At 62.2% G+C, this 19,205-nt stretch carries 15 protein-coding genes; 14 read left to right on the top strand and 1 reads right to left on the bottom strand.

Annotation, left to right across the window (positions count from 1 at the left end):
* Positions 1 to 19 precede the first annotated feature (19 nt).
* The 7 genes from GPICK_RS06410 (at position 20) to hrpB (ending at position 11,966) form a co-directional block, all read left to right on the top strand.
* Positions 20 to 1,936, top strand: a complete 1,917-nt coding sequence (locus GPICK_RS06410; protein WP_039741454.1) for a polysaccharide biosynthesis protein — start codon at positions 20 to 22, stop codon at positions 1,934 to 1,936.
* 63 nt (positions 1,937 to 1,999) lie between these two features.
* Positions 2,000 to 3,634: a capsule assembly Wzi family protein gene (locus GPICK_RS06415; RefSeq protein WP_039741455.1), complete on the top strand. Its 1,635-nt coding sequence runs from the start codon at positions 2,000 to 2,002 to the stop codon at positions 3,632 to 3,634.
* Between the two features lie 101 nt (positions 3,635 to 3,735).
* Positions 3,736 to 6,612: an SLBB domain-containing protein gene (locus tag GPICK_RS06420; protein WP_039741457.1), complete on the top strand. Its 2,877-nt coding sequence runs from the start codon at positions 3,736 to 3,738 to the stop codon at positions 6,610 to 6,612.
* Positions 6,613 to 6,622: 10 nt separating this feature from the next.
* Positions 6,623 to 7,834, top strand: a complete 1,212-nt coding sequence (locus GPICK_RS06425; protein ID WP_039741459.1) for a GumC family protein — start codon at positions 6,623 to 6,625, stop codon at positions 7,832 to 7,834.
* 90 nt (positions 7,835 to 7,924) lie between these two features.
* Entirely contained in the window at positions 7,925 to 8,725 is an 801-nt protein-coding gene (locus GPICK_RS06430) for a phosphatase PAP2 family protein (protein ID WP_039741461.1), read from the top strand.
* Positions 8,726 to 8,740: 15 nt separating this feature from the next.
* Positions 8,741 to 9,418: an HAD family hydrolase gene (locus GPICK_RS06435; RefSeq protein ID WP_039741463.1), complete on the top strand. Its 678-nt coding sequence runs from the start codon at positions 8,741 to 8,743 to the stop codon at positions 9,416 to 9,418.
* A gap of 7 nt (positions 9,419 to 9,425) precedes the next feature.
* Positions 9,426 to 11,966, top strand: coding sequence for an ATP-dependent helicase HrpB (hrpB, locus tag GPICK_RS06440; RefSeq protein ID WP_039741464.1), 2,541 nt, complete (start codon positions 9,426 to 9,428; stop codon positions 11,964 to 11,966).
* Between the two features lie 90 nt (positions 11,967 to 12,056).
* Here hrpB and GPICK_RS06445 read toward each other — a convergent pair whose 3' ends face one another.
* Positions 12,057 to 12,803 (bottom strand): M23 family metallopeptidase, encoded by a 747-nt coding sequence (locus tag GPICK_RS06445; protein WP_039741466.1) that lies wholly within the window; start codon positions 12,801 to 12,803, stop codon positions 12,057 to 12,059.
* A gap of 109 nt (positions 12,804 to 12,912) precedes the next feature.
* Here GPICK_RS06445 and GPICK_RS06450 point away from each other — a divergent pair, with 109 nt between their 5' ends.
* The 7 genes from GPICK_RS06450 to scpB all read left to right on the top strand — a co-directional run bounded on the left by GPICK_RS06450 (position 12,913) and on the right by scpB (position 19,109).
* Entirely contained in the window at positions 12,913 to 13,830 is a 918-nt protein-coding gene (locus GPICK_RS06450; protein WP_039741468.1) for a 2-dehydropantoate 2-reductase, read from the top strand.
* A gap of 261 nt (positions 13,831 to 14,091) precedes the next feature.
* A complete protein-coding gene (locus GPICK_RS06455) occupies positions 14,092 to 14,430 on the top strand; it encodes a P-II family nitrogen regulator (RefSeq protein ID WP_039741470.1) in 339 nt (112 codons plus the stop codon).
* A 39-nt stretch (positions 14,431 to 14,469) separates the two neighbouring features.
* Entirely contained in the window at positions 14,470 to 15,882 is a 1,413-nt protein-coding gene (gene glnA, locus GPICK_RS06460) for a type I glutamate--ammonia ligase (RefSeq protein WP_039741472.1), read from the top strand.
* A gap of 139 nt (positions 15,883 to 16,021) precedes the next feature.
* The gene (locus GPICK_RS06465; protein ID WP_039741473.1) at positions 16,022 to 16,702 is read left to right on the top strand and encodes a site-2 protease family protein; all 681 of its coding nucleotides are present in this window, start codon (positions 16,022 to 16,024) and stop codon (positions 16,700 to 16,702) included.
* 19 nt (positions 16,703 to 16,721) lie between these two features.
* On the top strand, positions 16,722 to 17,705 hold the full coding sequence (gene trpS, locus GPICK_RS06470) for a tryptophan--tRNA ligase (protein WP_039741476.1): 984 nt from the start codon (positions 16,722 to 16,724) through the stop codon (positions 17,703 to 17,705).
* Positions 17,702 to 18,520 carry a segregation and condensation protein A gene (locus tag GPICK_RS06475; RefSeq protein ID WP_052263326.1) on the top strand — a complete coding sequence of 273 codons (819 nt, stop codon included), beginning with the start codon at positions 17,702 to 17,704 and terminating at the stop codon, positions 18,518 to 18,520. Before trpS ends, GPICK_RS06475 begins: the two co-directional genes overlap by 4 nt.
* The gene (gene scpB, locus GPICK_RS06480; protein ID WP_052263327.1) at positions 18,507 to 19,109 is read left to right on the top strand and encodes an SMC-Scp complex subunit ScpB; all 603 of its coding nucleotides are present in this window, start codon (positions 18,507 to 18,509) and stop codon (positions 19,107 to 19,109) included. Before GPICK_RS06475 ends, scpB begins: the two co-directional genes overlap by 14 nt.
* The last annotated feature ends 96 nt before the right edge of the window (positions 19,110 to 19,205 follow it).

Here is a 19,205-nt window from a genome sequence, read left to right on the forward strand (position 1 = left end):
AAAGTCGGAGGGGGCATAGATGAGGCAGAGAAGATTCCTGGTTTTTATCGTCGATGTGGTGCTGATGGCCGCCGCCTTCTACCTCTCGTTCCTCCTTCGCTTCGACTTCATCCTCCCTTCCGCTGAACAGGAACTGTTCCTCCATGGCATCTTCGTAGTGCTGGCCATCAAACCACTGATCTTCATTTCCTCAGGCATGTATCGCAACATCTGGAGGTACGCCTCGCTGCAGGACGGCATCTCGATCGGCAAGGTCGTGACGCTTTCCACCTTCATCACTACCTTTGTCCTGGTCCTGACGCGGGACACGCGGCCCATGCCCCGCTCCATCTACCTCCTCGACTGGTTCCTGCTCTTTTCGTTTGTCTCGGCGGCCCGCCTTCTGTGGCGCATCTACCGCGAGACCTATATCATGCCCCGGCAACGGAGCGGGAAACGGACTCTCATCGTTGGCGCCGGAGACGCAGGGAACCTCCTTCTGAAGGAGATCCGGAAAACGGTGGATTCTCCATACAACGTCGTTGGTTTTGTGGATGACGACAAAGAGAAGCGGGATATGCGCCTCTCGGGGATTCCGGTTCTGGGAGACCTTTCCCGAATCAAGGGGATCATCAGGAAGCACCATGTCGAAGAGGTGATTATCGCCATTCCTTCCGCATCCTCGGAGGTGATCAGAAAGGTGGTTGCCTGCTGCCGGGAATGTCGGGTGCGGTTCAAAACACTACCGAGCATCCATGCCATTATCGATGGTACGGTCTCCATCGCCCAGATCAAGGAGGTGGAGATCGAGGACCTTCTCGGACGGGAACCCGTAGTGCTGGAGCTGGAAGGGATCCGCGGCTATCTCACCGACAAGCGGGTGTTGGTGACCGGCGCGGGGGGAAGTATCGGGAGCGAGATCTGTCGCCAGGTGGCGGCGTTTTCTCCCCACAAGCTCCTTCTCTTCGAGGCTGCGGAGACCCCGCTGTACCATATTGAGAAGGAGCTTGTGGCCCAGTATCCCGACATCCGGATCATCCCGGTCATTGGCGACGTTCGGGACCAGGGACGGGTCGAGGCGATCTTCGATGAGTTCCTGCCGGAGGTGGTTTTTCACGCCGCTGCCTACAAGCACGTACCGATGATGGAGTACAATCCGGGGGAGGCGGTCACGAACAACATCGGCGGGACCCGGACCCTGGCCGACGCCGCCCACCGCTCCGGGGTGAAGAATTTTGTCATGATCTCAACCGACAAGGCGGTTAATCCGACTAACATCATGGGGGCCTCCAAGCGTGCGGCGGAGATCTACGTCCAGAGCCTGGCGAAGCAGAGCCGCACCAATTTCACCACCGTCCGGTTCGGCAACGTCCTCGGAAGCAACGGGAGCGTCATTCCACTCTTCAAGGAGCAGATCAAGCAGGGGGGGCCGGTGACCGTCACCGACCCGCAGGTCATCCGCTACTTCATGACGATTCCGGAGGCGTGCCAGCTGGTGCTGCAGGCGGGGTGCATCGGCGTTGGCGGAGAGATCTTCGTCCTTGATATGGGAGCTCCGATGCGCATTGTCGATCTGGCGGAGGAGTTGATCCGGCTTTCCGGTTTTACCCCCCATGAGGACATCCAGATTGTCTTTACCGGTCTTCGCCCCGGCGAGAAGCTGTTCGAGGAGCTCCTGATCGAGGGGGAGGGTGTCAAACAGACACGGCACAAGAAGATCCGGGTCCTGCAGTCGATGGAGCATGACCTGGGTGCGGTAACCGCTAAGCTGGATGCACTGGTGAGCAGGGCAAAAAACAATGACGTGGCCAATATCGTTCGGTCACTGCAGCTGATTGTGCCGGAATTCTCCCCCCAGTATTCCTTCAACGGTCCCCCCCCCTCGGCATTCCAGCGGGTGCGTCCCGATCTTTTCCCGCCTCCTTCCTCGAAGGTGGTCAAGCTGCAGAAGCAGTGAATGCCGCGGTTGCATGGAAGAATATCGAATTCATTTTAATCCAAGAGTCGTCTGGAAAGGTATATGAGACGTTTTGTTCCCCTGTTTTGTCTGTTTGTTATAACCCTCGGCTATTCTGAGTCCTTTGCCCTCTCTTCCCCTAACGTCCCCCAGGACAGCCCGGTCTACGCCTATCTGGACAAGCTCTCCGGCGCCGGCCTTATCAGGAGCGATTTTCGCGGGATCAGACCGTTCTCGAAGGCGGAGGCGGCCCGGCTGGTGCTGGAGGCGGAGGCGGCCCTGAAGGAACGGCCTGATGCCTCCCCGCTGGCGTCCGAGGTCGTGCGGCGGTTGAAGGAACTCCTCCCCCGGGAATACGGGCTCTATCGGGCAGAGAAGGTTCCTTTTTTCGATTTTAATCCCATGGCCTCGTCCCGGCTTCGGTACGTCTATCGCGACGGCACCCCTCGCAGTTACGAGCGCCCCGTGCATGATCCCGGCAACGACGGGGTCTTCGGCATCGGCTCTGGCCTTCGGCCGCCGAATCCCTACCCGTCGCCGGCTTTTCAGCACGGCACCGAAGGGACGCCCCTTCTCCCCAACAACGAGGGGATCGTCTACCGCCATGGTTCCAGCGGTGAGTTTCGCTTCAGCAGCGAGGCGTACGTCGGGCGCCAGGTGAGCGCCTTGGTGGAGCCACTCCTGCTCTATCGCAGGGCCGATGGAGGAGGGCAGCTGCTTCTGAACAGGGGATATCTCAAGCTTGGCGGCGGTGGCCTGGAGCTCGAAGCGGGGCGGGACGAAAACTGGATCGGGCCGGGGTTCCGGACGGCGATCACCCTGAGCAACAACCCCCGCAACCTTGACCAGGTGAAGATCTCCAGTCCCGAACCGATCGACTTGAAATATGTCGGTGCTATCAAGTACTCCTTCGTTTTCTCCAGGCTCGACCGGACCGGCTCCGGTGATCAGCTGCGTCAGCCGTGGTTTTACGCGCTGAAGCTGGCGGTCAAGCCGGTCGACAATCTGGAGATCGGGTTCAACCTCGGCCGCCAGCAGGGGGGGGCGGGGGTGAACAACAGCCTGGGGGACAACATCCGCGGGCTCCTCGGCGGCACCAGCGCGGACAACTCCAACAGCGTTGCCGGCCTTGACCTCCGGTGGCGGCTGCCGTGGCTTCGCAACACCGAGATCTACGGCGAGTACTCCGGCGAGGATACGGCCGCCTTCTGGCCCATTGTCGAGAGTTACGTGGCCGGGATCTACGTGCCGAATCTCACTGCCGACGGGCGGAACGAGTTCCGATTCGAGTACTATCTCGGCAACGCCATCCTCTCCACCAACGGCACCTTTCCGGAAGGGTATATGTACCGTGGGATGAACCTCGGCCCGTCGGCCGGCGGGGCCTCCGAGCAGTTTTACGCGCGGCTCTCCCACTATTTCTCGGCCCGAAATGTCGTGCACCTCGACTACCTCCACACGGAACGGGGAAACCAGGGAAGAGTTACGGTCGATGCCGCAGGAAGGTTCGATCCCAACGGCGCGCTCCAGGCGGTGGAGCGGGGGAACGCCGGACGGCTCTCCTGGAACCTCCCTTTCGTCGGCGACGTCGACATGAATCTCATGTACGGGGTGGAGCGGATTTCCAATTTCAACCTGGTGAGCGGCGTGAACCAGACGAACCAGCTTCTGAAGGTGGATCTGAGCTACCGGTACTGAGAGCCTCTGACCCGTTACGAATTTTGCCATTTACAATTGTATGGCTTCCTGATAATCAGACCAGTTTGTGTACCATACGAACGCGCTCCAAGGGGTTGCATGTGACGAAGACGATATCGCGGATTATTCTGGCTGTTTTTCTGGTACTCATTCCGGTGAGTCTCCTCGCCCTCTCTGTCGACGAGGCGGGCAGGAGCACGACCGACGACGAAGGAGTCTACCTGGGTCCGGTGAGGACCCCTGTAAAGAAGGGGGAAACCGAGTCGAAAGGGGGCGTGCAGTTCGAGACACCCCTGGAGGACCTCCGGCAGCCAGTGGAGAAGGGGCGGGAGCTGGATGGCCGGGACGAGAAGAAGCCGTCCTATGAGTTGGAGTTGAAGGATGCCAAGAAGGAGAAGGGGCCCTTCGAGAAGGAGGAAAAGCCGCGCATCGTCCTCAAGGCCGAACCGGGTGACAGTCTGGTGACCCTGAGCTGGACGATGGTCGGGCTTCCCCGCCTCGCTGCGGACGAAAAACTGCGGTTTACTGTCTTCTACGGGACCGAATCAGGGCGCTACGACAAGAAATTTGAGGTCGGCACCTCCGCCGACCACAAGCTCCGGGAGTTGAAGAACAATCAGGTCTATTTCATCAAGATTCAGGGTTATACGCGGGATAACGCCCTGACACTCCTCTCCAGCGAGGAGCGGGTTATCCCTCGCGCCGAGGAGGAGTTGGGCTCCCCCCTGGAGCAGGCGTTCTCCCGCAAGAACCTCACTCTCCTCGACAAGATCGAGGCGGACCCCTTTAAACGGGAGCTTCGCCAGTTCGGCTACGACTTCTTCAAGAACAGCCTCATGACCGGCGTGCCGGTGGAAAACATGCCGGTGGGGGAGGAGTACGTGCTCGGTCCGGGCGATTCGCTCCGGATCGACCTCTGGGGAAGCGTCAATGCCCGCCATGAGCTGACCGTGGACCGAAACGGAGAGATCACCATCCCCCGGGTCGGGAGCGTGAAGGTCTGGGGGCTCAGCTACGGCCAGGCGCGGGAGGCGATCAGCCGTGCGGTGTCGCGCTATTTCAAGGGGTACGAGCTGAACGTCACCCTCGGCAAGCTGCGGACCATCCAGGTCTACGTGGTGGGGGAGGTGGAGGCCCCGGGGACCTATGCCGTCAGCTCTCTCGGCACGGTGGTCAATGCCCTTTCCCAGGCTGGTGGGGCATCCCGGAACGGGACCCTCCGGAGCATCCGGCTCATGCGGGGTGGGAAGCTCGTCCAGGAGATCGACCTCTACGACATGTTCCTGGCGGGGGACCGGAGCCGCGACCTCCGTCTCCAGAACGGCGACACCATCTTCGTGCCGGTGATCGGGCCGGTTGCTGCCGTGGCCGGCGAGGTGAAGCGTCCAGCCATCTACGAACTGAAAGGGAACACGTCGCTGCAGCAGATTTTGCAGATGGCGGGGGGGATCACCGCCGCCGGCTACGAGGGGCGGCTCCAGGTGGAGCGGTTCGAGGGGAACGCGAGCCGGATCGTCGTCGATTACCAGCTCCAGGGTGGGGCGGGGGGGCCGTCCACCCAGGAGATCCGCGACCGGGACATGGTGAAGGTCTTTCCGGTCAACAAGGCGTTGCGGCAGGTGGTGACCCTCCAGGGACACGTGGTGCGCCCCGGTGAATACCAGTTCCGCCAGGGGATGAGGCTCATCGATGTCCTTCCCGACTATACGGCGCTTCTCCCCGAGTCGTACGTGGAATCGGTGGAGATAACTCGGCTCTCCCTCCCCGATTTCCATAAGGAGATCCTCTCCGCCAACCTGAGAAAGGCCCTGGCGGGGGACGGGACGGAAAACATCCTCCTCCACGAGCAGGACAAGATCGCGGTCTTCTCCAAGAGCGAAAAGGAGGAGAAGCGGACCGTCTCCATCAGCGGGCAGGTCCTGAAGCCGGGAACCTACGACTACTATCCGAACATGGCCGTCCGCGATCTGGTGCTCCTGGCCGGCAGCCCCAAGAGCAACGCCTATCTCCAGAGCGCCGAGCTGACCCGCATCCAGTACGAAAAGGGCGACGCCCGGGCGACGCGGATCGAGATCAATCTCCGGAAGGCGCTGGACGGCGACCGGGACAACAACGTCACCCTGCAACCCGACGATGTCCTGATCGTGCGGGGGGTCGTGAACTGGCTGGAGGCGAACGACCGCTTCGTCGCCCTGAAGGGGGAGGTGAAATACCCTGGTATCTACTCCATTGCCAAGGGAGAGCACCTCAGTTCGGTCATTGCGCGGGCCGGCGGCTTCACCGACAAGGCGTACCTGAAGGGGGCGAAGTTCACCCGCAAGTCGGTGCGCGAGGAGCAGCAGAAGCGGATGGACGAGATCATTGCCCGAACTGAACAGGATATCCTCCGCAAGCAGGGGGAGCTGGCCTCCCTGGCGGCTTCCCGGGAGGAACTCGAAGCCACCAAGGCGGCCCTGGAGGGGCTGCAGAAGAACCTGGAGAAGCTGAAGGGGGTCAAGGCCCAGGGGCGGGTGGTCATCAGGCTGGCGCAGCTCGGGGAGTTCACGGGCGGCCCCTATGACCTGGAGCTCATGGGGGGGGACGCCATCGAGGTTCCCCAGACCTCCAGTGTGGTGAACGTCTTGGGGTCGGTCTTCAATCCCACCTCCTTCGTCCTCATGCCCGAGAAGGATGTATCGTTCTACCTGAAAAAGGCCGGTGGCCCCCTCAGCGATGCCGACGAGAACGAGATGTACGTGATCAAGGCGGACGGCTCCGTCATCAGCAAGCAGCAGTCCTCCTTCGGAATCCGCTGGGACGACGATGGAAAGCGCTGGACCTTCGGCGGATTCCTGGCATCCCGTCTCGATCCGGGGGATACCCTGGTAGTGCCGGAAAAGCTGGAGCGGGTGGCGTGGCTGCGGACCATCAAGGACATTACGACCATCATCTCCCAGGTGGCCCTTACCGCCGGGACTGTCTTCATCGGGCTGAAGTGACGGGGGAAACATGAGCGATCAGCAGGAAAACCGGACACCTGACATGATGGAAGAGGAAGAGATCAATCTTCTGGAACTCCTCAATGTCATCGTCAGGAGAAAGAATTTTATCATCAAGATCTGTGTGGCGGTGATCGTGCTTTCGGTTGCCTACAGTCTTGCCCTCCCCAATATCTATACCGCATCGGCGAAGATCCTCCCCCCGCAGAAGGAGAGCGGCGGCGGGCTCTCGGCCCTTCTCGGCCAGGCCGGTGCCCTGGCGGGTCTGGCGGGGGGCTCCCTCGGGCTGGGGGGAAGTTCCGACCTCTATGTGGGGATCCTCAAGAGCCGCTCCGTGGCCGATGCCATCATCAAGAGGCTCGACCTGGCGAAGGAATTCGAGACCAAGACGCCGGACGAGACCAGAAAGGCCCTTGAAACGGTGGTGAAGGTCCAGGCGGGCAAGGATGGGATCATCACCATCACCGCTGACAGCAAGGACCCGCGCCGGGCAGCGCAGCTGGCCAACGCCTTCGTGGAGGAGGTGGGGCGCCGGAGCGTGGAGCTCAACCTCTCCAAGGCGGGGACGGAGCGGGTCTTCCTCGAAAAGCGTCTCGACGTCGTCAAGGGGGACCTGAAGAAGGCGGAAGATGTCCTGAAGACCTTTCAGGAGCGGAACAAGGCGTTCAAGGTCGACGCCCAGGCCACCGCCACCATCGAGGGGGTGGCGAAGCTCAAGGCGGAGATCGTCGCCAAGGAGGTGCAGCTCGCCTCCCTGAAGAGCTACCAGACCGAGGAGAATCCCGAGGTGCGGGCCGTGGAGGCGGCCCTGGGGAAACTCCGGGCTCAGATGGGGGCCATGACCGGCGGAGGAAGGAGCGGAGACGGGCTTCTGCCGGCCGGCAGCGTACCCTCCCTGGGGCTCGAATACGTGCGGCTCATGCGCGAGGTGAAGACCCAGGAGGCGATCTTCGAGCAGCTCACCAAGCAGTTCGAAATCGCCAAACTGAGCGAGGCGAAGGATTCCTCGTCGCTGCAGGTCCTCGACGAGGCGGTGGCCCCCCAGAAGAAGAGCAAGCCGAAGCGGGCGCTGATCGTGATGCTCGCCACGGTGACGGCGTTTTTCGTCTCCATCTTTGCAGTCTTTATCCAAGAATACTTTGCAAAGATGGGGGACGAGGATCGGGAGCGGTGGGACGAGATCAAGCGGCAGCTTTCCTTTGTCCGTTCCCGCTCCGTCTGAGGGGTGGCAGGCTTCCGGTGTGATGGACGATTGAGAGGGAGGGAGTGCGTGGTGCGTTTTGAGGGGAAAACGGGTCGGAAACGACCGTCATTGTGGATCTGGCTGCTTGTGGCCGTGGCGATGATTCCTGGTACGGTGCGGGCAGAGGGCGCCGTGGATGAGGTGAAGTCCTTCGTTGTGCAGGAGACCGGCACCCTCGGCAATGAGGCACTGGAGTTCGCCGTCGCGCCGTTCCGGACCGACGACGGGGCACTCCTCGGCACCCTGGCGGTGGCCGGCACCGTGGGACTCACCTATGTCTTCGACAACAACATTCGGGAGAAGGTCGCGGCGCGAAAAGGGCATACTCTCGACAAGGCGACCGACGCGGGTAACATCATCGGCAACCCGATCCTCCATCTCGGGGTTGCGGGAGCCGTCTGGGGAGGGGGGATCCTTGCCGACTCTCCCAAGTGGCGTGACGTGGGACTCATGATGGGGGAAGCGGCGGTCATTGCCGATGCCGCCACCCTTGTCCTCAAGGAGGCGGTGGGGCGTAGCCGCCCCTTCACCGGCAACGGCAAGGAGAGCTTCCGCCCCTTCCAGTTCAAGTCTGACTACGATTCCATGCCCTCCATGCATACCGCCAGCTCCTTTGCCATGGCGTCGGTCATCGCACGGACCTCGGAGAGCATCCCCGTCGGGCTCCTCTCGTACACCACCGCTGCCTTCGTCGGCTTTTCCCGGATCTATCAGGACAAGCACTGGGCGAGCGATGTCGTACTTGGCGCCGCCATCGGTGAGCTTGCGGGGAGGGTGGTGACCCGTTTCCATGCCGGCAGCGGAAAGCTCGCCGTCGTTCCGGCGGTCTCGACCGATTCGGCCTCGCTTGCCCTGGTCGGCAAATTCTGAGTAATGGGAGATCGAATGCTTTCATCTGTCATCTTCGATTTCGACGGCATCATCGTCGATACGGAACCACTCCACTACCGGGCGTTCCAGGCAGTTCTCGAGCCGCTGGGGCTCGGTTATCCCTGGGAGGAGTACGTGAACCGCTACATGGGGTACGACGACCGGGATGCCTTCCGGGAGGCGTACCGGGTCCATGGACGGGTCCTTGCTCCCCATGAACTCGAACGTCTCATCACGGATAAGGCGGCGGCATTCCAGGAGATCATCGCCGACGGCGTTCCCCCCTATCCGGGGGTGGTCGAGCTTATCGGGAACATCAGGGGAACCCTTCCCCTGGCGCTTTGCAGTGGCGCGCTCCGGGGGGACATCCTCCCCATCCTGGCGGGGCTGGGGCTGTCCGATGCCTTTGATGTGATGGTCACCGCCGACGAGGTAGCAGCCAGTAAGCCCGATCCTGCCAGCTACCGCCTTGCCACAGAGCGGCTCGCTGCCGCGTTCCCCGACCGCGGCGTCGTCCCGGCCACCTCCCTGGCCATCGAGGATACGCCCGCCGGGATCGCTTCCGCCACCGGTGCCGGCATGGCGGTGGTGGCCGTCACCAACAGCTATCCCGCCGATCGGCTTGACGGTGCCCTCCTCGTGATCGATTCCCTGGCCAAAGTCCGGCTGGAGACCCTGCAGCACCTCGTCTGACCCTCCGATGTCCTCTTTCCCCATTGATGACGTTATTCCCGACCTGTTGACCGCCCTCGAGGGGAGCCGCACGGCCGTACTCCAGGCCCCCCCGGGGGCGGGGAAAACGACGCGGGTTCCCCTTGCGCTGCTGAAGGCCCCTTGGCTCGGCAATGGCCGGATTGTCATGCTGGAGCCGCGCCGCCTTGCCGCCACCAATGCGGCCCGCTGGATGGCCAAGAGCCTCGGTGACGAAGTCGGGGGGACGATCGGCTATGCCATCCGGTTCGACCGCAAGATCTCCTCCCGGACCCGTGTCGAGGTGGTGACTGAAGGGATTCTCACCCGGCGCCTCCACTCCGATCCGTTCCTTGAGGGGGTCGGCGTGGTCATCTTCGACGAATTTCATGAACGGAGCATCCATGCGGACCTGGCCCTTGCCCTCTGCCGGGATGTGCAACTCGGCCTGCGTGAGGATTTGCGGATCATCGTCATGTCGGCGACCCTGGATGCCGGCCCGCTCGCCGCGCTCCTCGGCAACGCACCGGTCATCTCCAGCACCGGCAGGAGCCATCCGGTGGATCTGCGCTACCTCTCCGCGGAGAGCGGCGATGACATTGCCACCCTGGTCTCCCGGGGGGTGGCGCGTGCCCTTGCGGAGACGGATGGGGATATCCTCGCGTTTCTGCCGGGTGCGGGGGAGATCCGGCGCTGCGAGCGGATCCTGGCGGAGTCCGGACTGACGCGTGACATCCTGGTTGCCCCCCTCTACGGCGACCTCTCCTTCGAGGCCCAGGAGCGGGCCATCGTTCCCGCCGCCCGCCGCAAGGTCGTTCTCGCCACCAACATTGCCGAAACGAGCCTTACCATTGAGGGGGTCAGCACCGTGGTCGACGGCGGCTTCTGCCGCCGCCTCCGCTTCGACCCCGCAACGGGGCTGAACCGCCTGGCCGTCGAGCGGATCTCGGCCGCCTCCGCCACCCAGCGGGCCGGGCGCGCCGGACGCCTGGGGCCGGGGGTATGCTACCGCCTCTGGACCGACCATACGCACCATGCGCTCATCCCTGCCGATCCGCCCGAGATCACCATCTCCGATCTGGCCCCGCTGGCCCTCGACCTGGCTGCCTGGGGGGTGGCGGATTTTTCGTCCCTTGCCTGGCTCGACTCTCCGCCGTCGGCAGCACTGGAGGAGGGAAAGCGCCTCCTCGCGGGGCTCGGCGCCGTCGACCGGAAAGGTCGGATCACCGAAATCGGCAGACGGATGGCGGAGCTTCCGCTCCATCCGCGGCTTGCCCATATGCTGCTTCTGGGCAAGGAGCGGGGATGGGGCGCCCTTGCCTGCGATGTGGCCGCCCTCCTGTCGGAGCGCGACATCTTCAGGGGGGGGGAGCGATCCGGTGCCGGAGAGCGAAGCGACAGCGACATGCTGGAGCGGGTTGAGGCCCTTGCCCGCTGGCGGACGGACAAGAGCGGTGCGGGGGGGCGCGGCGATCTCCAGGCCTGTCGAACGGTGGATCGGACCGCGGCCCATCTCCGCAGGCTCATCGCCGTTAAAGCCGGGGAGAATGCGGCCGCTCCGGGGAGTGAGGCAGTTGGGCTGCAGCTTGCCGGGGCCTACCCGGACCGGATCGCTCTGGCCCGCGAGGGGGGCGGACGACGGTATCTTCTTGCCAATGGGCGGGGGGCGCGACTTTCCGAGCGCAGTTCCGTTCACGACGAGCCGCTGATGGTGGCCTACGTCGTGGACCGGGGCGAGGGGGGTGACGATCTGATCCGTCAGGCGAGCGTCCTGGGAAGGGAGGCCTTTCGCCGGGAATTCGCCGAGGGGATCTGCCGGCAGCGGGTGGTTTCGTGGGATGGGAGGGAGGGGAGGGTCGTGGCCCGCGAGGAGGAGCGCTACGGCGCCCTCGTTCTCGGGAGCCGGCCGGTGGCCGCTACGGCGGACGAGGCCAGTGGCGCCCTTCTGGAAGGGATCACCCGGGGAGGGGGGATCGATCTCCTTGGATGGTCCCCCCGGGCGCAACAGATGCGGGCGCGGGTCCGGTTTCTCGGCCGGATCTTTCCCGACGAGGGGTGGCCCGATTTCTCAGACGGCCAGCTCCTCGCTACCCTGGCCGCGTGGCTCGGCCCGCATCTCGCGGGGGTACGGACTCTTGCGGCCGTTGCTTCGGTTGATCTCCTGCCGCCGCTTCAGGCGCTTCTTGACTGGGAGCACCTGCGCCGGCTCGACGACGAGGCGCCGACCCATCTCGCCGTTCCGAGCGGCTCGCGGCTCCCTCTCGATTACGGCACCGACGGACCGCCGGTCCTGGCGGTGAAGCTCCAGGAGATGTTCGGGCTTGCCGATACGCCGACGGTCGCCCGCGGAAGGGTGCCGGTGGTGGTCCACCTCCTCTCGCCGGCCGGCCGGCCGCTCCAGGTCACCACGGACCTCCGGGGGTTCTGGAATGGGGCGTATCGGGAGGTGAAGAAGGAGATGAAGGGGCGCTACCCCAAACATCCCTGGCCCGACGACCCGTGGAGTGCCATGCCGACCCGGAAGACGAAGAAAGGGAGCCACGGGACGTGAAGGTGATGCAAGAGGGTGCCCCCGCTCCATCTCGTCATGGGCAGCAACAACGCAGACCGGCCCTGTGACTGCTTTGCAAGGGGCTCGAGTTCAATGCAGGTTGGTAAAGACGAGGGAGCCGTCCGACTGCACGATCCGCCTGATGGTGTCCTGGGCCTGCCGGCGGACGTCGGCCGTTCCGACGCCCTCCCCGGCGGCGCCGGGAATGTAGGAGGTGGTGACGTTTTTTCCGTCCCGCCACGCTTCGAAGTGAAGGTGAGGTCCGGTGGAGCGCCCCGTGGAGCCCGAAAGGGCGATGATCGTCGCACCGCTGACCTCCTCGCCGACGGAAACGAGGTTTTTTGCGTGGTGACCGTAGAGGGTTATGGTGCCGTCGCCGTGCTCGATGATGACTATGTTTCCGTAGCCGGGACGGGTCCCAGAGAAAAGGACCTTTCCGGCGGCGATGGGGTGCACTGCCGTTCCTTGCGGGACCGCGATGTCCACCCCGTTGTGTTCGCGAAGGGTTCCGTCAATGGGGTCATGGCGCAGGCCCACCAGGGAGGTGATCCTGCCATGGACCGGCAGCTCTGCCGCCGCCGGGCTGGTCGCCGGAGCCGGCGCAGTGACGGTGGCCTTTTCGACGATCCCCGTGGCGGCCAGGTGTCGCGGCACGCTACGGGTGGTGCGGGGGCGGGGGAGATCCCGCTCCTTCATGACCAGCGTTGCGCCTCCGGTGCGGGGGGCGTCGGTGAAGCATTCCACCCCGTCGTTGTCCACGTAGCGGTAGATGTCGGCCCGCACCACGGCGGGTACCGCGAGAAGAGTGAAAAGTGAGAGTCGAAGAAGCGTTTTCATCGGTGGTGCGGTTCTCTCCCTGGGATACTGGCGCGGATGTTCGGATACTATATCTATCGGCGCGGATTACCGCAAGTTTAACCGCCTTTTGTCTTTGGAGGATGACAGCATGAGGATTGCAATCGTGGGGGCGGGAGCCCTCGGTCTTTATTACGGCGCCTTGCTTCAGCGGGGGGGCAATGACGTGCGGTTTCTGCTCCGTCGCGATTACGATGCCATCATGGCCGGCGGCCTCCGGGTCTTCTCGACCGGCGGCGACTTCCATCTGGCGCGGGTAGCCGGTTTCCGGCGTCCAGAGGAGATCGGCGAGGTCGACCTGGTCGTCGTGGGGCTCAAGGCCTTTGTCAATGATCGCTATGCTGAGCTGGTCGCCCCCCTCGTCGGGAGGAATACGCTTATCCTGACGCTCCAGAACGGCCTCGGCAATGAAGAGGGACTTGCGGCGCTCTTCGGTCCGGACCGGATTTTCGGTGGTGTTGCCTTCCTCTGCTCGAACCGTGGGGTGCCGGGGGAAGTGCATCACCTGGGGGCGGGCAGAATCCTTCTCGGGGCGCTGTGTTCTGAAAAGATGGCGGAGGCGGAGATGATCGCAACCGTTTTCCGGTCTGCTGGCATCGACTGCTCGGCGGTTTCCGACCTCCGGAAGGCACGGTGGGAAAAGCTCGTCTGGAACATTCCGTTCAACGGCATCTGCGCCTTGACGGGGCGAACCGTCGCCGACGTTCTGAGCTCCGAGAGCGGCAGCCGGCTGGCCCGAAACCTTATGGCCGAGGTGATTGCAGCCGCCAATGCGCAGGGACTTTCGGAGCCCCTTGCCGCGGATTTCGCCGCCCGAATGATTACATTTTCAGCAGGTCTGGGACCGTACCGCCCGTCGATGATGATCGACCGTGAGGAGGGGCGGCCGCTGGAACTAGAGGCGATATTCGCCATCCCCCTTGAGCGGGGAGCCATGAAAGGGGTCCCGATGCCGTGCGTCGAAACTCTTGCCGGCCTTCTCGGCCTGGCAGTTGCCGTTGCCCCGTAGAAAGCCGGTGCCTAAATGGTGGGCATGGCGTTTCTTGTGGTGATGCTTTTTTGTGCTATAGTTCCAGCTTGGTCGAGCCGTTCGAATGATTTTGTCGGCTAATGTGTTGAAATCGTGATTAGTTGCCTTGTTTTTTCGTTTGGGCAAGCTAATTGCTTTATTGGTGTCTGCAGCAGGCTGAAGGCTTGTTTGACCTTGCTTTTTGGGTATGCCAACCCTATAATCCACAAACTTTCAACTATCCCACAGGGGGTGCGTGTCTTGAAAAAAGTTGAAGCGATCATTAAGCCGTTCAAGCTTGACGAAGTGAAGGAAGCTCTCAACGAAATCGGAATCCAGGGGATCACCGTCGGCGAGGTGAAGGGATTCGGCCGCCAGAAGGGTCACACCGAGCTGTATCGTGGCGCCGAGTATGTGGTGGACTTCATCCCCAAGATCAAGATGGAGATCATCGTTGGCGATGATGTCGTCGCCAAGGTGGTGGAAACCATCGAGCAGGCCGCCAAGACGGGACGGATCGGCGACGGAAAGATCTTCGTCACATCCGTGGAAGAAGTGGTCCGGATCAGGACCGGTGAACGCGGTGAAGACGCCCTGTAGGCGTCCTGAATCCTATTTTGCACTGAAAGGAGATTGTTGATGACCCCGAAGCAAGTAGTAGAATTCGCCAAAGAAAACGGCGCCTTGATGGTCGATTACAAATTCATGGATTTCGTTGGTACGTGGCAGCATGTTTCCGTACCCATTACGGAGTTCGGCGAGGACACCTTCGAGGAAGGCCAGGGCTTTGACGGCTCCTCCATCCGCGGCTGGCAGCCCATTCACGCTTCCGACATGATCCTCCTTCCGGATCCCACCACGGCCAAGATGGATCCCTTCATCGCCGTTCCGACCCTGTCGCTGATCTGCAACGTCTTCGATCCGATCACCAAAGAAGATTACACCCGCGATCCGCGCAACATCGCCCGCAAGGCCGAGGCGTACCTCAAGTCCACCGGCATCGGCGACACCGCCTTCTTCGGGCCGGAAGCCGAATTCTTCATCTTCGACGACGTCCGGTACGATTCTTCCTCCAACCAGTCCTTCTACATGGTTGACTCGGTGGAAGGTGCCTGGAACACCGGTCGTGAAGAGTTCCCGAACCTGGGCTACAAACCCCGCCACAAGGAAGGTTACTTCCCGGTTTCTCCGACCGATTCCCAGAACGATCTCCGCAACGAGATGGTGATGGAGCTTCAGAAGGTCGGCATCCGGGTTGAGTGCCAGCACCACGAGGTTGCCTCCGGCGGCCAGGCCGAGATCGACATGCGCTTCTCCTCCCTCGTCGACATGGCCGACCAGCTCCAGTGGTTCAAGTATGTCATCAAGAACGTTGCCTATCGCAACGGCAAGACCGTCACCTTCATGCCGAAGCCGCTCTACGGCGACAACGGCTCCGGGATGCACTGCCACCAGTCCATCTGGAAGGACGGTCAGAACCTGTTTGCCGGTGACAAGTACGGCGGGCTTTCCCAAATGGCCCTCTGGTACATCGGCGGGATCATCAAACACGCCAAGGCTCTCTGCGCCCTGACTAACCCGACCACCAACAGCTACAAGCGTCTGGTGCCGGGCTTCGAGGCTCCGGTGAACATGGCGTACTCCAGCCGGAACCGCTCCGCCTCTCTCCGGATTCCGATGATGTCTTCCAACCCGAAGGCGAAGCGGATCGAGTACCGGACGCCGGACCCCTCCTGCAACGGCTATCTGGCCTTTGCTGCCATGCTCATGGCCGGCCTTGACGGGATCGAGAACAAGATCGATCCGGGGCAGCCGCTCGACAAGGACATCTACGGGCTTTCCCCCGAAGAACTCAAGGATATCCCGTCGGCTCCGGGGAGCCTCGAAGAGGCCCTCCAGGCACTGCAGGACGACCACGAGTTCCTCCTCAAGGGCGACGTCTTCACCCCCGACGTCATCGAGAAGTGGATCGAGTACAAGACCGAGGCCGAAGTCAACCCGGTCCGGATGCGTCCGGTTCCCCTCGAGTTCGCTCTTTACTACGACATCTAAGCGGATATTACATGCTGCGGAAAGAAAGGCGGGAGCGATCCCGCCTTTCTTTTTTGGCGTTCCCTGACCGTGCGTTGACTTTGACGGGGGTATCTGCTAGAAATATACGGTTTTTCAGTAACTGAAGCCGACGGGGTCCATGGAAAATTTCTTTCTCAAGCTCTCGATCATGCTCGTTCCCGCCCTCATGGCGATCACCTGCCACGAAGTGTCGCACGGTTTCGTCGCCGACCGGCTCGGAGACCGGACCGCGCGGTTCATGGGACGGTTGACCCTCAATCCCCTCCGTCACATCGATATCTTCGGCACGTTGATGGTCTTCCTCGTGGGGATTGGCTGGGCCAAACCCGTGCCGGTCAATTTCAACAACCTGCGCAATCCGAAGCGGGATATGATCTGGGTGGCCGGTGCCGGGCCGGTGACCAATCTGACCCTTGCCACCCTGTCAGGGGTTTTTCTGCGCGTCGTGGCCGGTTTCGGTGCCTCGCTCCCCGACGGTTCGGTGATCCTGACCTTTCTCGATCCCCTTACCCTCATGCTCGCTTTTTCGATCTACATCAATCTCCTGTTGGCGATCTTCAACCTGATCCCCCTTCCACCCCTCGATGGGGGGAGGGTTGCCGTGGGGCTCCTCCCCTCCCGCCAGGCCCATGCCCTGGCCCGGGTGGAACCCTACGGGATGATTATAATCATACTCCTGGTTTTCTTTACCAATATCTTCGGCCGGGTCATAGCGCCGGTTGTCGATTTCGGGATCACCATCCTCGCCGGGCCCCACAGCAGGCTTGTGTACGAGGTCACCCAGTTTCTGATGAGATAGAGCACAAGGAGCGCATACGATGAGCGATAAACGGATAGTCAGCGGCATGAGGCCCACCGGAAAGCTTCACCTCGGTCATTTCCACGGGGTGCTCGCCAACTGGCGGGAACTTCAGGAGGCGTATGAGTGTTTCTTCTTCGCCGCCGATTGGCATTCCCTCACCACCGAATATGACAACACCGCCGCCATCCGGCAGAACACCCGCGAGATGGTGCTCGACTGGCTGGCCTTCGGCGTCGACCCCGCCAAGAGCACGGTCTTCCTCCAGAGCCACGTTCCCCAGCATGCGGAGCTGAATCTGATCCTCTCGATGATCACGCCGGTTTCATGGCTCGAACGCAACCCGACCTACAAGGAGATGCAGGAGAATCTGGCGACCAAGGATCTGTCGACGTTCGGCTTTCTCGGCTACCCGGTCCTCATGGCATCGGACATCATCGTCTACAAGGCCGCCAAGGTCCCCGTCGGCCACGATCAGCTCCCCCATCTGGAGATCACCCGGGAGATTGCCCGGCGTTTCAACTATCTGTACCGGGAGGTCTTTCCCGAACCGGCGGCGCTCCTGACCGAAACGCCGAAGGTTCTCGGCCTCGACGGCCGCAAGATGAGCAAGTCCTACGGCAACGCCATCTATCTGTCGGAGAGCGCCGATGAGACCCGCAAGAAGGTGATGACTATGGTGACCGATACGCAGCGGGTGCGTCGGAGCGATCCGGGAGAGCCCGACCGGTGCGTCGCCTTCTCCCTGAACCGGCTCTATATCCCGAATGAGAAAAAGGCGGAAATCTACGAGGGATGCCGGAGTGCGGCCATCGGCTGCGTCGAGTGCAAGAAGCTCCAGGCCGAGTACCTGGTGGAGACCCTGGCGCCGTTCCGCGCCCGGCGCGAGGAGCTGACCGTCCACCCGTCGCTGGTAGACGACATTATCGAAGCGGGAAGCGCCCGCGCCAGCGCCGTGGCCGCCGAAACCATGGCCGAGGTCCGGGACGCCATCCAGCTATGAGTGGCGGCGAGACGCTCCCGCTCTATCAGGACGTGGATGCCGCCCGCTACACCGTCAGGCTCGAGGTGTTCGAGGGGCCCCTGGACCTCCTCCTCCATCTCATCAAGAAAAATGAGGTGGATATCTACGATATCCCCCTCTCGACCATCACGCGGGAGTACCTGGAATACGTCAAGCTGATGAAGGAGCTCAATCTGGAGATCGCCGGGGAGTTCCTCGTGATGGCTTCCACGCTGATCCAGATCAAATCGAAGATGCTCCTGCCGACCCCCGCCGACGAGGAGGGAGGGGAGGAAGACGAGGAAGATCCCCGCGCCGAGCTTGTCCGCCGGCTTCTGGAGTACCAGAAGTACAAGGAAGCATCGGCAACCCTTGCGGAGAGCGAGATGCTCGGGAGGGACACCTATGCCCGCAAATTCATCCCCTCCGAACTTGAGGCGGTCAAACCGGAGGAAGAACCGGTCGAGGTTGAGATGTTCGAACTGATAGAGGCGTTTCGCAAGATCCTCGACCGGGTTTCGGAGGAGAGCTTCCACGAGGTCGGGGCGGAGTCGATCACCATTGCGGAGCGGATCAACGACATCCTGTCGCGGCTGGAAGGGAAAGAGTCGATGCTCTTCGACGATCTTTTCCCCGAGAGCTTCAACCGGGATTATCTGGTGGCCACCTTTCTTGCGATCCTGGAGCTCTGCAAGCTGAAGATGATAAGGGTTGTCCAGGCGAACCGCTATGGGAGCATCTGGATCGCCCCCGCCGTCGTGGAAGAGGGGAATGCCGAACTGCCGGAAGGGCGTGACGCCGATGCCTCAGCTTAAATCGATCGTCGAGAGTCTCATCTTTGTCGCCGAGAGCCCGGTGACCTTGGACCGGCTCTCGGCCCTGCTGGAAGAATTCGACCGTAACGAGCTCCGCGATGCGGTGGCGGCTCTGCGCGAAGAGTATAGCGGCGAGGAGCGTGGAGTGGTGCTGGTGGAGGTGGCGGGTGGTTTCCAGTTTCGGACCCCTCCTGCAAATGCCGATTACCTCCGGCGCCTTACCAAGGTCCGTCCCGCCAAGTTCAGCCAGTCCGCCCTGGAAACTCTGGCGATCATTGCCTACCGTCAGCCGGTGACCCGCGCGGAGATCGAATACCTGCGCGGCGTCGACTCGGGCGGGGTTCTGAAGACCCTCCTCGAGAAGAAGCTGATCAAGATCCTTGGCAAGAAGGATATTCCCGGCAAGCCGCTCATCTATGGCACGACGAAGGAGTTTCTGGAGCTTTTCGGGCTCAAGGATCTCAGGAGTCTTCCCACGCTCAAGGAGATCCGCGAACTTTCGGAAACGACGCGGTTCGAACAGCAGGAAGAGCTTCCCCTGGCGGTTTCCGCTGACACTGAGAATGAGGGTGGTGACACGGGAGAATAAACCCAATGGCCGGCCGGAGTGCCGGGTGTTTTGACCGCCGCGGGTTGCGCGGCTAGCCGGACGGGTGATCGGGGATCGACCACGGGACGCCTGTCC

Source organism: Geobacter pickeringii, from assembly GCF_000817955.1.
Taxonomy (GTDB): Bacteria; Desulfobacterota; Desulfuromonadia; order Geobacterales; family Geobacteraceae; genus Geobacter; species Geobacter pickeringii.

Coding starts and splice junctions, on each gene's coding strand:
- GPICK_RS06410 (WP_039741454.1), top strand. CDS start 20: ATGAGGCAGAGAAGATTCCTGGTTTTTATCGTCGATGTGGTGCTGATG.
- GPICK_RS06415 (WP_039741455.1), top strand. CDS start 2,000: ATGAGACGTTTTGTTCCCCTGTTTTGTCTGTTTGTTATAACCCTCGGC.
- GPICK_RS06425 (WP_039741459.1), top strand. CDS start 6,623: ATGAGCGATCAGCAGGAAAACCGGACACCTGACATGATGGAAGAGGAA.
- GPICK_RS06435 (WP_039741463.1), top strand. CDS start 8,741: ATGCTTTCATCTGTCATCTTCGATTTCGACGGCATCATCGTCGATACG.
- hrpB (WP_039741464.1), top strand. CDS start 9,426: ATGTCCTCTTTCCCCATTGATGACGTTATTCCCGACCTGTTGACCGCC.
- GPICK_RS06445 (WP_039741466.1), bottom strand. CDS start 12,803: ATGAAAACGCTTCTTCGACTCTCACTTTTCACTCTTCTCGCGGTACCC.
- GPICK_RS06450 (WP_039741468.1), top strand. CDS start 12,913: ATGAGGATTGCAATCGTGGGGGCGGGAGCCCTCGGTCTTTATTACGGC.
- glnA (WP_039741472.1), top strand. CDS start 14,470: ATGACCCCGAAGCAAGTAGTAGAATTCGCCAAAGAAAACGGCGCCTTG.
- GPICK_RS06465 (WP_039741473.1), top strand. CDS start 16,022: ATGGAAAATTTCTTTCTCAAGCTCTCGATCATGCTCGTTCCCGCCCTC.
- trpS (WP_039741476.1), top strand. CDS start 16,722: ATGAGCGATAAACGGATAGTCAGCGGCATGAGGCCCACCGGAAAGCTT.
- GPICK_RS06475 (WP_052263326.1), top strand. CDS start 17,702: ATGAGTGGCGGCGAGACGCTCCCGCTCTATCAGGACGTGGATGCCGCC.
- scpB (WP_052263327.1), top strand. CDS start 18,507: ATGCCTCAGCTTAAATCGATCGTCGAGAGTCTCATCTTTGTCGCCGAG.